Here is a 12,798-nt window from a genome sequence, read left to right on the forward strand (position 1 = left end):
CCTCTATTCTAATGAACTGCAAATTTCAATATAATTTCCATCTGGATCAGCAATGTAGGCAATTGTTTGTCCCCACGGTTTTACAATTGGCTCCACTAAAATTTTAATACCTTGCTCTCTAAATTGCTCAATCGTTTCTTGTACATTCTCAACAACGAATCCTAACTCGAAATGAGAAGACTGTAATTCACCTTCTGTAAGCGGTAGTCCTGTTAATTCTTTCACATCTTGCCGCGTATTCATCGCTAAAATGGTAGTTCCAGTATTAAATTCAATATATGTTCCGTGCTCTGCTTTTATAGGTAACTGTAAAATATCTTTATAGAACTTTAAACATTCCTCAAACTTTTCTACATATAAAATGATGTACTTCATTTTCAAATTCATTTTACATCCCCCTTTGTATCTATCCCTAAAATTTCGACAAAAGTCTCATAAAAACCTTGTTCCTTCTAGTAATGAGCAAAAAAAATGAGGCCGATTTCTCGGCCCCCCAGCTTATTGGCATAAAACAGGAGATTTGGTTTGGACATAACCAGTTCGTACTTTTATTATATTTTATTTTTTCTGAATTTTAAATACATTAAACGCCTATTTATATTGAGAAAGTTTTTTGCTTGCATAAAATTAAAGATTTTAAGAAATGATACAAATGGAGGTGTATACATATGGAACCAATGCTATGTCCAAGTTGTAAAACGAACCGTACTCGCTTTAATATTCTTGAGCAACAAGTAAAACCAGTCAAAATAAATCCACAAACTGGTCAAGTGGAAGAAGAATACACAAATGAAACGATGAATGCTTTTCATATGGCCTATCAAGGACCTACATACCGTGTCCAATGTGCTGTATGCGGACTTGTTGAAAACCCTGAACAATTTATTAAACCTGCGCAAAATCAGTCTTTCTAATAAAAACATGATTATCCCTTGTAGAAATAGATTTTTCTATAAGGGATTTTTTCGTTTAATACGTTAATTAAAAATGTATTTCTTCCTTATTATATATTAAAACCCACACCCTTTTGGTAATATTTACATAAGGGGGGGATAACAAATGATTTTAAATAAAAAGATAATGCTTCCATCAACATTTCTACTAGTAACTTGCCACATAGTCATCTTTTACTTTTGGATCTTCGATTTTGAAAAAATAACGACTCCTTACGGTCTAACAATATGGATTGTTTCTACTATTTGTGGTCTTTTACTTTATTACCATTTTAAAAATCAAAAATCTAATAAAGTGATATTTATTGCTAATTCTTTATTATTAATTATTTCTTCTTCATTTATGATTTTTTTAGGTATTGTTACTGGTATTATTCTTTGTAACTGTTAGTTCTATGAATTAAATATATATTTTTATTATATAAAAAATAGTTAACAAAATAGAATTACATAAAAATTAAAGATGAAGATAATGATGTCATATTCATCATTATCTTCTTATAGAGTCTAATCTTTATTATAATATTTCACTTTTCAATTTCTTGATTTTCCAAAAAATTCTCATGAAGAAATAAGCATACATACAACCTACAAGCCCTGTCATAACTTTCGCCCAAATTGGCACTCTTGATTCTGTTGAACTTAAAAATACGCTATACATTGAGGGTAATATAGTTATTGAAATTAATGCGAAAAATTGTAATAATTCCTTCATTTTTTGCACCTTCGTGTCCTTCTCTGAATATATGTCAGGTAACTCAATTCCCTTCTCTACTTCCTTACAAAAATAATTCCATCTTGTAAAACTTGTGACACGTTTCCAACCAGACATTTCATATATTTCAAAGTACTCCTGTTGTTTTTCTTTTGAATCCCAATAAACCAATCTAAAATCTGCTTTATATATTACATCTTTCGGTTCTGTTTTCTTAAACGTATACAACAAATTATACCTTTGTAACGCCCAACCTTTTTGATGCATTTTCCGTAAAAAAGCTTCTTCTTTTTCTAAACTCCATGCCATGAAAAATTTAAATACCTTCTTTGTCTCCATCTCTCATTCACTCCCCTAATATACTATTCCCATTCCTTACAGATCTCTGTAACCTGTTATACTCGAGCTCTAACACTTCTCTCCCAAACGGCGTTAACTCATAGCACTTCTTTCTGTCTGTAGAGGCAACTTCAACAATTAACTTCTCTTTTAGTAATTTCGTCGTATTTCCATATAAAGTACCAGGGCCGAGCTTTACTTCCCCATTTGTCATCTCTTCTACCATTTGCATAATTCCGTAGCCATGCAACGGCTTCACGAGTGACAATAATATGTAATATGTCGCCTCAGTTAACGGAATATATTTTTGCGCCTTCGCATTCATTATAACTACCTCCGATACATCGATATATGATATATCGACTCACGATACATCGTATATCGATATTGTATAATTATATTCCAAAATATGCAAGAGTAATTTAATAATTAAATATCCATTTCTTTGAATTAAAAAATCATACCGATTTTCTGAATAATTTGTTAAAATATAGAAATATTAGCTCTTTTATAATGAAAGGAATGGTACATATGATAAATAAATTGAAAGAAAACATCGGATCTGTGTTTGTTGGTAAAGAAAATGTTATTGATCTACTGCTCGTTTCACTTCTTGCTGATGGACATGTACTACTCGAAGACGTGCCTGGTACTGGGAAAACGTTACTGGCGAAAACCATTTCAAAAAGTATTGGTGGTAGTTTTTCTCGCGTTCAATTTACCCCTGATGTACTTCCAAGTGATGTAACAGGTATTGAATACTTCAACCCAAAAACAAGCGAATTCGAATTAAGAATTGGACCAGTTATGACAAACATTTTGCTAGCAGATGAAATTAACCGTGCAATGCCGAGAACGCAGTCGAGTTTGTTAGAAGCGATGGAAGAACGACAAGTGACGCTGGAGAAGCAGTCAACTCCTCTTCCGAAACCGTTCTTTGTTATTGCGACGCAAAACCCAATTGAATCACAAGGGACTTTCCCTCTTCCAGATGCACAGCTTGATCGCTTTTTAATGACGATTTCAATCGGTCATCCAACTCCTAAAGATGAGTTACAAATGATGCGACGTTTTCGGAACGATTTACCATTAGAAAGTGTCACATCTGTCATCTCATTAGAAGATATTTTAGAAGCTCAAAAACGAGTAAAAGAAATATTTGTTTCGGAACCGTTAGAACATTACATTATTAAACTTGCTCATGCTACAAGAAATCATGATTATATCGCTAACGGTGTAAGCCCTCGTGCCACATTAGCTTTAGTACGTGCTGTTCAAGCTTTAGCCTTTTTACGCGGGAGAGAATATTGCACACCAGAAGATATACAATTGTTAGTTCCTTCTGTTTGGAATCACCGTATCGTCTTATCAATGGAAGGTGCCCTGCGTACGACAAAGAATGATATTATGCAAAGTATTTTAAAAGAAGTTGACGTACCTGTGGAGATTGAACAAGCATGAATGGACAGCGTGTTGTAACTGTGCCTTTATTTTTTCAACTCCATATTATTCAACTAACCGTTCCAATCGCATTACTTTTCACATTCTTTTTCCCGCAACGAATGCTTATGTTTCTCTTTTTCTTCTATTATTTATTTGCGATTTTTATTTATAAATATGTCGCTTTCATAGAGAAGAAGTTTCAAATCATAAATGAGAAACAAACTACACGGATTTTTCCTGAGGAATCTGGACAGTTTTTTATTCATTTAAAAAATGGAGCCAGCATACCAATCGTTAATGGTGTTTGTTACTTTCATTTAAATTCGTCCCTTATACCGCATAAAGAGCAAGGCATTGAACAAATATCAAAAACGTTATTCTCTTTCCCATTTTCACAACCTGCACATTCGGCACAAAAATGGGGGTTAACATTAACCGCCACGAAGCGTGGTGTGTTTCAAATTGAACAATTTGAATGTGTATTAAAAGATCCATTTCATCTATTAACTGTACATTTACCTGTTTTTGATAAATTAAGGACTGAAATTATTGTGTATCCTTCTCCTAAAGAAGTAGCAGGTTTGCAAGAACTTCAGCAACTTTTGAATGGATCTTATCGAACGAATTTTTCTTTTTACAATGATGAAACATCTATTATCGGTGTAAAGCGATATGAGCGTGAGTCTTTCCGCTCTATTCATTGGAAGGCATCTGCTAAAATGCAACAATTACAGGCGAAGCAATATGAACCTGTAAAAAATTATAGTTGGACGATTTGTCTTTCTTTAGCTGCCGATCGTGGATTTGGTTGGAAAGATAATGTAGAAGAACTTATTTCATATGCAACATACATTTTCCAGTATGCAACGAAGCACCACCTTCCGTTTGAATTGTTTATTAGTGTATTAGCAGAAGGCGGTGCATTACATGTACCGTTAAATGAAGGACAAACACAATATGCAAAAGCTTTAGAAGAATTAGCCCGTATTTCAGATGATAGTACGTTACTTCCGAAACAAGGATTCCTTCATTATGTAAAGAGAAAGAGAGAACGATCGTCTACAATGATATACATTGGTTTACAAAGAAATGAACTCCCTCTTCTCTCGCAGCCAACGTTTCTCATTACTAGTGAAGGGATGGTGGAACCAGTTGAAAACTTGGCTATATCACATTCATGATTTCATTCTGCTCCTTCTGCTTTCATTATTAACAGAAAGAGATGAACTAATTAGTATTGCAATATTTTTAACAACAGGCTATATTGGAGTATTTCTTATTCATAAATTTATGCAGAAAAAAACAACAGGATTTGTAATACTTTTAGTTCTTCAAATCGTTCTTTTCTCTTTATTTTTACCTTTTTCTCTATTTGGCACAATCATATTACCACTATTTTTCTTTATCGTACATGTGGTCGGACCTGGATATCCAGTTCAAAAATCTTTAGGTGGTATTGTATGGTTTGTCGTTTCAGCTATATTTTATGCACCCTTTCCACCGTTGTGGAAACTATTAATGTTAGCCTTGCATCTTATGATTACATTTTGGTTAACCGGGGCAAATCGCAAACAACAACTATTACGTTTTTCTTCTATCATTACGATTGGCTTAATGAGTATATTAATTGTTCATGTATTTCCTTTCATTCGACTTATTTTTGGTCTTATAACGGAAGTAGTCGCATTAGGCGTCGGCTATGCTTTAATGCCATTAATTAAAGCAGCGGAATTAAAAGATACTGAAGATGTTTGGGCAAATAAAGGACATCTCTTAAAACCAAAAATTGAAGACGGAAAAAAAATTCCTGATTTTGATCCAATACTCATAAATAGCACTACAATAATAGTCTGTACAGCTATCGCTATTTACGTCGTTTGGAAAATAGTAAAAAAACGAAAACATTTAAGTTTACCAAATATGCCCGCCTTCGAATCTACTATCATTACTGATAAAGAAGGAATGAGCCAAAATCGTTTTAAACGAAATAAACCGCCACATAACGAAATTCGGAAGGAAATTTTCAAGCTAGAGAGTAAGTTAACCCCTCCTTTAAATAGAAAACGGGGAGAAACTGTTGAGGCTTGGCTAGAAAGAATAAACGATGAAGAAGATGTAAATATTCAAAGTGATATTATTATAGATGCTTATAATACGGTGCGTTATTCAAATAGTGCAAACACTGTACTTCTACATGAATTTAAGGAAGAGATTCATAAGCTTTATGCATATCAAAAAAGTTTGAAGAAACGAAAGAAATAACGTAACAAAAAGACTCCTATATTCATAGGAGTCTTTTTGTACTTCTACGTTGCTTTTTAAATGGAAGCATTCTTCCCTGCTTCAATTTCTAATGACTCTTCATGCCACCAAAGTGTTTCTTCAGGGTCTTCTTTAGCGATTTGGTGTGCTTCTTTTTTCGTTTCTACTGTAGGATATGAACCTTTTAGCGCACGCCCTGAAGTTGTAACGAATAGTACACTAAATACAACTAATCCAATAATACTTACACCTGCTAAATAAAATGCCGGTGCGAGCGGGTTACCAGTTGCATGAACTAAGTATGAACATACAAGCGGTGTTGTTCCACCGAATATCGATACAGAAATATTAAATGAGATCGAAAGTGCTCGATAACGTACATCAGTGAAAAAGAGTGATGGTAATAATGAAGGTAATGTTCCTTCATATACACTTAAGAAGAAACCTAGTACGAAAATACCTGCAAATATAGCTGCAATATGTCCGTTACCTATTAGTAAAAATGCTGGAATTGCAAATACAGTTAAACCAAGTAAACCAATTTGCACAACGCGTTTATTACCAATTTTATCACTTAATTTACCGAAATATAGTGCTAGTGGAATCATAAGTGCCATCGTAATAGAAATAATTAATAAACCTGTTGTTTCTTCGACTTTAAGTACTTGAGTTAGATAAGAAGGAATATACGAAAGAATCATATAATTTGTAATATTAAAGAAGGCGACAATTACTGTGCTTAATAAGAAGTCTTTTTTGTGATATTTAATAATATCCATGAATGAAAATTGTTCATTGTCTTCAGATTCCTCTTGTGCTTTTTCCATCTCTTCAAAGATTGGAGATTCATCTAGATGACGGCGTAAGTATAAACCGACCAAACCAATTGGTGCAGCTATTAAGAACGGAATACGCCATCCCCAGCTGAGCATTTGCTCATCTGTTAACAATAACGTCAAAATGGTAACAATTACCGATGCAGCAATGTAACCTGAGAGTGTTCCAATTTCAAGACCACTACCGAGTATACCACGCTTTTTATCTGGAGAAGATTCTGCGATATAAACCATTGCTCCTGAATATTCGCCGCCTGTAGAGAAGCCTTGAATCATTCGGGCAACTAAAAGTAGTATTGGTGCCCATACACCAATTTGTTCATAGGTTGGTAGTAATGCGATGAATAATGTAGAAAGTGCCATTAAAATAATAGTAGTACTTAACACGATTTTTCGGCCGTACTTATCTCCTATTCTACCAAAGAATACACCTCCGATTGGTCGAACGAGAAAGGCTGCTGCAAATGTACCGAATGTAAGTACAAGTTGCAATCCACTATTATCAACACCAGAGAAGAATAATTGACTTAAAATTACCGCTAAATACGCGTATAATCCGAAGTCAAACCACTCCATTGCGTTCCCTATACCAGTAGCAATTACTGCTTTCCTGGCTTGTTTAGGATTAACAATATTAACGTCTTGAGGTTCAAAATTTAAATCATTATTTTGTTGCATATAATAAAACAGCTCCTTATTTAATTTAACTTCTTTAAGCACACCTTCTCTTATTGAATAAAATTAATTCGAAGCACTTAAGGAAAAGCAACGTCTCCTTATCTGTTATTATTATTTCACATAATTAATTATTTGTCCAATTAAATGCTCTTTTTATATAAAATTAAACCCTGTTTAACTTGTTATAAAATGACGTTTAGCTTATATAATACATACCTTTACACTACAAATGAAACTTTAATTTATTTATATTTATAACGTTTCTATAATTGCTTCCTTTAACCTGGAAATCAGTAACTTTTACTAAAGATTTGCATATATTTAAAAAGTGAACTCATTAGCTCGAATTTTGTCTTATTACATTCAACTATAGTATTATTATAGATTTAAAGGAGGCTATTTTATGTTGGAAATAATACTTTTACTTGCTACTGTTTCTTTTCTCTTAATTATTTCTGGATTTTTCATTACCTTAAAGCAATATAAAGAAATAAAAAATATAAAGACTATATTAACTACCAAAAAAGAAAATGAGAAAACTCCATCCGAAAACTCAATCCCTATGCAATTAGACCTTAGCGTTCTCAATAATTTACTCGCTTCTGGAATAAATAAAGGTTCGAATTCAAGTAATGAAAATTTTAAATCTGATAAAACTAAATAGTCGTTACGTATATAATAAAATATATATCTCCTATTTTATCTAACCTTATTAATAACTACCTCTGATTAAAAAGGAGACTACTTATGTGTAAAAATCCGATTTCTATTATTATTCGTATACAGCATAACATAAGAGTTTTACCTGAAATTTTGAAAGCCTGTGAACAACTACAGCCTTTAGAAATCATCCTTACTATTAACGGATGTATCGATGATTCCATTGATACTGCACAATCTTACAATTGTAAAATTATCACATTAGAAGAACCGACAGAATTAAATAATTGTTATGTAATTGGTGCCAAAAAAGCAAAGGGTAAGTACCTCTTATTTTTAGATGCAAATTACATTATTCACCCTTCCTTACTTATACCATTTCTTCAACCATTACTAGACGAATCAGCTGACGTAGTATTAAACAATTTAGATGATTTTTTTTATCAAAAGCAAAAGCCCACTATAGAAATGATTTGGCAGCAAGTTACGAATCATTTTTTTCATCGTCCAGATTTACATGTTAACTCATTATTATTTCCTCCCTATGCAATAACAAAAGAAACTCTTGAAGCAATTACTCCAGAAAGTTTATTAAATCCGATACTGGCACAAATGAAAATTATTAAAAATAAATTTCGCATTAGCAATCATTTTAAAATTTCTATACCGCAAATTCCCTCCTTCCCCTCAAAACAACTCATTCGTTATCACCTAGAAGCAATTGAAAATTGGGTAAATATATCACAAAATTCAAGAGGAAACTATACTGATAATAATCGAAGGCGAGATATTATTTTAGAACTTCAAAACGGCGAACAAAGAGCTATACCTAAAATAATTACAGGTAAAAAGTTTTATTCAAATACTTATGGAAATAAACAATTATCCATCATTATCCCTGTTCAAAATGAAGAAAAAACGATAGAATCTATCATTTTTGAGGTGCAGAAATTAAAACCTTTAGAAATCATCATTATTGTTAATGGATCAACAGATAAAACAGAGGAATTGGCGAAGAATTGCGGTGCAACAGTTATTACTTACAAAGAAGCACTCGGCATTGATACCGGACGTGCCGTTGGTGCATATTTTGCAAAAGGTGATATATTATTATTTATTGATGGTGATTTCTTAATTCCTAGTTCTGATTTATTACCATTTGTACAATCTGTTCAAAATGGAACCGATTTAGCTTTAAATAAATTAGAGCACTACTACATGTATCGTGTTCCTTATACTATCGTAACTGCATGTAAGCATGTTGTTAATTTAGCATGTAATCGAAAAGATTTAGGTATGGGCTCCACAACTGCTGTCCCTCATGCTTTTAGTCGAAAATGCATTGATACAATTGGGTTTGATTCTCTTCTTTCACCAACCTTAAGTCAAGTTAAAACAATTTTAGCAGGATTGCATGTACAAAATGTTCATTCTATCGACGTTGACAAGATAAATCGAGTTCGACCAGAAAAACACTTCTCGCAGGAAGGCTACCTTTCATTAGCAACGCAACAAATCATTGGTGATCATATAGAAGCAATTTCTTACCTCATTGAACAAAAAAGAAACACTGAATACTTTTAATTGTATATTCTTACCACCAAATAATATATGAATTCATTTTAAATATATAGCAAAATAAAAAAAGATGGTTGTAACCATCTTTTTTATTTTTACATTAGATCAAAAGAAAAGTAGCAGGCAGGCTTTTCATTTCTGTATCTTTCTTAAGAAGTTTGAAAATAGAGGCTTGTTAATGAAGAGTCAACACTTAAATCATCTTTTAGTGCAATTGAGAAACATGCAACTAATGGTAAAGTAATAACAATTGATCCACTAGGACTAATTACAATAGTAGGACTTGTCCCACATGTGCCTCCACAATCGACTACTGCATCAATTCCACTACCAGGGGTAATTGTAATTTTAAGACACACATCTAAACAAACATTATTCGTAGTACATGCCATAACTCTCCCTCCTTTCTTTTAACAATATATGCAGTTAATTAAATTTGGACACGACTCTCTTACTAAGTCTTATAAATTAGATGTTATTTTATTATTAACTGCATAGAAAATTAACGTTTTATTAAACTATCTAAATCAACTAAAAAACTCAAATCATCCTTTACTGAAATAGAAACACATGCAATAAACGGTATTACATTAAAATTAGATAAACATTCATCATTGCACCTTACGAATATTTCTGCCCCACCATTTGGATTGACTTTAGTTTCTAAAGAAATATGAAAACAACTTTTATTGATGCAAGACAAGATATTCCCTCCTTTCTTATATCTAATATCAATTTATCCAAAAATAAAAATACCGTTACAACTTTATTTACTCTTTATCTTCCATACTTAAAATAAAAAAGATAAAAGCTTCTTCATATATATAAAGAAGCCTTTACCTTTTAGTTACTTGTTCATTTACTATCAGTCAGTGAAACATGCTCTTCACTTGTACCTGAGCTAAAAATAATAAAAATTTTTGATTTTAGTTTCATTGCAATACTAAATATCGTCAAGTTGCATAAATGAAATGTTTAAGTTACTCATTCAATAGACAAATTTACCTTTTAAAATAAATCTTTAAAATCCTTATTCTTCAATAAATATGAAAGTCCTTCTAAATGATCCCCAGTAATTCTCAATACAGCTGGTGGATGTCCTATCGTCGCAAAATGCTCTTGTGGCCGAATACGATTTGGTTTCATTACATCTACAAAATGGACACATTCGACTTTATACCCTTCTAATATTGCCTTTACTTGTGCAACACACGCTGTGTGAAGAGTGTCCCAGCCAATTCCCTCTAAACATTTTCTACTAATAGCATGGGGAACAGCAATTGTAGATCCTACCCCTAAATCTTTACGGTTACAAGCAATATTCAACATATATTTATATAAACTTACAATATATAGAGGAAATCTAAGATTTAAATTTAAATCATTTAAAACCATATCAACACCATCCGCAACAGCTTGCGTTAACGGATGAAGATCTTTTGCTGGAATAGCAAAATCAGCATCAATAAAGAGAAGTATATCTCCTGTCGCTTCTTGTGCACCAATTGCCCGTCCTACATCATGCCCTAATCTTTCTTCATAAACAATTACTGTTGCCCCTAATTGCTTAGCAATTGCTTCTGTTTGATCTGTTGACCCATTAATGACAACAATTATTTCTTTCGGTTCAATTTTTCTTGCCTCAAGAATAACTTCTTTAATCGTTGATTCTTCATTTTGTGCTGGTATAATAATTGATAACTGTTTTCCATTATAAATAGAGGAATTCATTCCCCATCCTTTATGGAAACGTGAATAATTCTTTTGGTTTTTTAACTGCTCTATAATTTCTCTTTTTCTTCCTCCATCTGTATAATTACCTCTATCATCTTTTCGTTGTAACCAACTCTCCAAAGCTTTTATATTTTCTTTAATCTCATATACTTCTAATTTAGTTAATCCATTTTTATAGAAAGAGGTTTTGTTTGCAGGCATATTATTCAAGGAGGTGTTAGTGATGGCTGACGAGGATTGTAGTCGCCACCCTTTCTCAATAAGAGTTACTTGGGACAGAATAGGGTTCTGCAAGAGATCATATCCAATGTCTTCAATTGCTTTTTTAGTAATAGCATATGGCATAGATAACATCGAATCATATTTTAAATCCATACGCCCCAATACATCGTTTACTATTTTTCTATACACCATAGCAATGCTTGGCCATTCTACTCTCATCTTTTCAAAACAAACCGAGTCTATATTATTTAAAATTACATCCTGTTCCTTTTTTAGTAGCGGTTCTATAAATCGTTCTAATTCTACCGAAAAAATAACATCTTCTCCATTTAAAAATAAGACTACATCACCATTGGCGACTTTTGCCCCATGAACTGGTGCTTTCCATTTACTTTTCTCCTCAATCACAACAACGTTACTTTCAACAAATGTTGGTATAGATTGTATCGCACTCATTCTATCATCAGCTACAATAATAATTTCTAGTGGTTTTATATGCTGCACTTTATTTAAAATTTGATTCAATTTTGATTTTTCTTCTCCTAAAACTATAACGACTGATAGGTCCACTTCTTTTTGTTCTTCTTTTACAGTCTGATTAGGTTTTACTTTTTTTATATATTCAATTGTTTCACTCTTCCCTACAGCTGCATGCCCTGCTTTTTTATCAAAATATAAGTCAATTATAATTTGATTTACTTCCGTGTCTTTATCAAGTTGCTCTAATTCGGAAATAAATGGTAGCAAATGATTTTGCACATCAAATTCACACGCGAAATTTTGCAAAAAATAAATATTCGGTACATATTTAATGTGATTAAAAAATTTCACAACATTAATTCTTTCGCCAAATTTCTCTTCAACTTCTTCTCTTGATAAATTTGGATAAGACAAATCGAAAACTAGATTTATTGGTACAGGTATCCATTTTAATAAATTTGTTTGAGGATTATTAATGAAAGCTGTGGAGCCCTTAACGAATCCAGCTAAAATTAAAGACATAAATCCTCCCCCAGAACTGCCATAAAACAACACATTTTTCGAATCAACTTTTAACTTTACAAATACTATTTCTAAAATATTTGCTATATCTTGTAAATAAAATCTATTTAACTCTCCCTGTCCCCAACCTAAAGATAATTTTCCAAGATATAACGTAGGGTCATTATAATATATAACAGTATCTTCAAATTCATCCATCCAAGAATGTCGATGAAAAATAGGTGGACCAATTGGCTGTTCTTGAAACCCACCTGCTCCGGATCCAAAAACAATAGTGTTAGAAGCATCGGGCTTAATACGAATTAAAAATTCATACGTTACTTTATCCCAATCAACCTTGAGTATAAATGGTTCTGTAATTTGAAAATCCATTTGC

At 32.4% G+C, this 12,798-nt stretch carries 13 protein-coding genes and 1 pseudogene; 7 read left to right on the forward strand and 7 right to left on the reverse strand.

What is annotated here, in order from left to right; all coding sequences use genetic code 11:
- Positions 1–3: 3 nt before the first annotated feature.
- Positions 4–387 carry a glyoxalase/bleomycin resistance/dioxygenase family protein gene (locus tag ACTFR3_RS02490; RefSeq protein ID WP_001049849.1) on the reverse strand — a complete coding sequence of 128 codons (384 nt, stop codon included), beginning with the start codon at positions 385–387 and terminating at the stop codon, positions 4–6.
- A 281-nt stretch (positions 388–668) separates the two neighbouring features.
- On the opposite strand from ACTFR3_RS02490, the gene ACTFR3_RS02495 reads away from it, so the two are divergent.
- Together ACTFR3_RS02495 and ACTFR3_RS02500 are read left to right on the forward strand one after the other, a co-directional pair.
- On the forward strand, positions 669–914 hold the full coding sequence (locus ACTFR3_RS02495) for a hypothetical protein (RefSeq protein ID WP_000433602.1): 246 nt from the start codon (positions 669–671) through the stop codon (positions 912–914).
- A 145-nt stretch (positions 915–1,059) separates the two neighbouring features.
- A pseudogene (locus tag ACTFR3_RS02500) lies at positions 1,060–1,357 on the forward strand (hypothetical protein).
- Between the two features lie 113 nt (positions 1,358–1,470).
- Here the strand turns inward: ACTFR3_RS02500 and ACTFR3_RS02505 are convergent.
- The gene (locus ACTFR3_RS02505; protein ID WP_075719993.1) at positions 1,471–2,007 is read right to left on the reverse strand and encodes a DUF2812 domain-containing protein; all 537 of its coding nucleotides are present in this window, start codon (positions 2,005–2,007) and stop codon (positions 1,471–1,473) included.
- Between the two features lie 7 nt (positions 2,008–2,014).
- Positions 2,015–2,332 (reverse strand): PadR family transcriptional regulator, encoded by a 318-nt coding sequence (locus ACTFR3_RS02510; protein WP_000991882.1) that lies wholly within the window; start codon positions 2,330–2,332, stop codon positions 2,015–2,017.
- A 206-nt stretch (positions 2,333–2,538) separates the two neighbouring features.
- Here ACTFR3_RS02510 and ACTFR3_RS02515 point away from each other — a divergent pair, with 206 nt between their 5' ends.
- From ACTFR3_RS02515 to ACTFR3_RS02525, 3 genes are read left to right on the forward strand one after another with little or no spacing between them, the layout of a single operon-like run.
- A complete protein-coding gene (locus tag ACTFR3_RS02515) occupies positions 2,539–3,468 on the forward strand; it encodes an AAA family ATPase (RefSeq protein WP_000608784.1) in 930 nt (309 codons plus the stop codon).
- Positions 3,465–4,631, forward strand: a complete 1,167-nt coding sequence (locus tag ACTFR3_RS02520) for a DUF58 domain-containing protein (RefSeq protein WP_088339138.1) — start codon at positions 3,465–3,467, stop codon at positions 4,629–4,631. Before ACTFR3_RS02515 ends, ACTFR3_RS02520 begins: the two co-directional genes overlap by 4 nt.
- A complete protein-coding gene (locus ACTFR3_RS02525; RefSeq protein WP_440044125.1) occupies positions 4,603–5,712 on the forward strand; it encodes a DUF4018 domain-containing protein in 1,110 nt (369 codons plus the stop codon). Before ACTFR3_RS02520 ends, ACTFR3_RS02525 begins: the two co-directional genes overlap by 29 nt.
- Before the next feature lie 56 nt (positions 5,713–5,768).
- Here ACTFR3_RS02525 and ACTFR3_RS02530 read toward each other — a convergent pair whose 3' ends face one another.
- Positions 5,769–7,226, reverse strand: coding sequence for an MFS transporter (locus ACTFR3_RS02530; RefSeq protein WP_001186926.1), 1,458 nt, complete (start codon positions 7,224–7,226; stop codon positions 5,769–5,771).
- 403 nt (positions 7,227–7,629) lie between these two features.
- Here ACTFR3_RS02530 and ACTFR3_RS02535 point away from each other — a divergent pair, with 403 nt between their 5' ends.
- A complete protein-coding gene (locus tag ACTFR3_RS02535; protein ID WP_063536685.1) occupies positions 7,630–7,890 on the forward strand; it encodes a hypothetical protein in 261 nt (86 codons plus the stop codon).
- Positions 7,891–7,973: 83 nt separating this feature from the next.
- The gene (locus tag ACTFR3_RS02540; RefSeq protein WP_440041584.1) at positions 7,974–9,470 is read left to right on the forward strand and encodes a glycosyltransferase family 2 protein; all 1,497 of its coding nucleotides are present in this window, start codon (positions 7,974–7,976) and stop codon (positions 9,468–9,470) included.
- Positions 9,471–9,613: 143 nt separating this feature from the next.
- Here ACTFR3_RS02540 and ACTFR3_RS02545 read toward each other — a convergent pair whose 3' ends face one another.
- The 3 genes from ACTFR3_RS02545 to ACTFR3_RS02555 form a co-directional block, all read right to left on the reverse strand.
- Positions 9,614–9,856 carry a hypothetical protein gene (locus tag ACTFR3_RS02545; protein WP_000752474.1) on the reverse strand — a complete coding sequence of 81 codons (243 nt, stop codon included), beginning with the start codon at positions 9,854–9,856 and terminating at the stop codon, positions 9,614–9,616.
- Between the two features lie 110 nt (positions 9,857–9,966).
- Entirely contained in the window at positions 9,967–10,167 is a 201-nt protein-coding gene (locus tag ACTFR3_RS02550) for a hypothetical protein (protein WP_001277646.1), read from the reverse strand.
- Positions 10,168–10,472: 305 nt separating this feature from the next.
- The gene (locus tag ACTFR3_RS02555) at positions 10,473–12,794 is read right to left on the reverse strand and encodes a glycosyltransferase (RefSeq protein ID WP_440044247.1); all 2,322 of its coding nucleotides are present in this window, start codon (positions 12,792–12,794) and stop codon (positions 10,473–10,475) included.
- Positions 12,795–12,798 lie beyond the last annotated feature (4 nt).

This window comes from Bacillus cereus group sp. MYBK14-1 (assembly GCF_051916885.1).
Classification (GTDB): domain Bacteria; phylum Bacillota; class Bacilli; order Bacillales; family Bacillaceae_G; genus Bacillus_A; species Bacillus_A cereus.

Coding starts and splice junctions, on each gene's coding strand:
- ACTFR3_RS02495 (WP_000433602.1), top strand. CDS start 669: ATGGAACCAATGCTATGTCCAAGTTGTAAAACGAACCGTACTCGCTTT.
- ACTFR3_RS02515 (WP_000608784.1), top strand. CDS start 2,539: ATGATAAATAAATTGAAAGAAAACATCGGATCTGTGTTTGTTGGTAAA.
- ACTFR3_RS02540 (WP_440041584.1), top strand. CDS start 7,974: ATGTGTAAAAATCCGATTTCTATTATTATTCGTATACAGCATAACATA.
- ACTFR3_RS02555 (WP_440044247.1), bottom strand. CDS start 12,794: ATGGATTTTCAAATTACAGAACCATTTATACTCAAGGTTGATTGGGAT.
- ACTFR3_RS02545 (WP_000752474.1), bottom strand. CDS start 9,856: ATGGCATGTACTACGAATAATGTTTGTTTAGATGTGTGTCTTAAAATT.
- ACTFR3_RS02505 (WP_075719993.1), bottom strand. CDS start 2,007: ATGGAGACAAAGAAGGTATTTAAATTTTTCATGGCATGGAGTTTAGAA.
- ACTFR3_RS02535 (WP_063536685.1), top strand. CDS start 7,630: ATGTTGGAAATAATACTTTTACTTGCTACTGTTTCTTTTCTCTTAATT.
- ACTFR3_RS02530 (WP_001186926.1), bottom strand. CDS start 7,226: ATGCAACAAAATAATGATTTAAATTTTGAACCTCAAGACGTTAATATT.
- ACTFR3_RS02520 (WP_088339138.1), top strand. CDS start 3,465: ATGAATGGACAGCGTGTTGTAACTGTGCCTTTATTTTTTCAACTCCAT.
- ACTFR3_RS02490 (WP_001049849.1), bottom strand. CDS start 387: ATGAATTTGAAAATGAAGTACATCATTTTATATGTAGAAAAGTTTGAG.
- ACTFR3_RS02510 (WP_000991882.1), bottom strand. CDS start 2,332: ATGAATGCGAAGGCGCAAAAATATATTCCGTTAACTGAGGCGACATAT.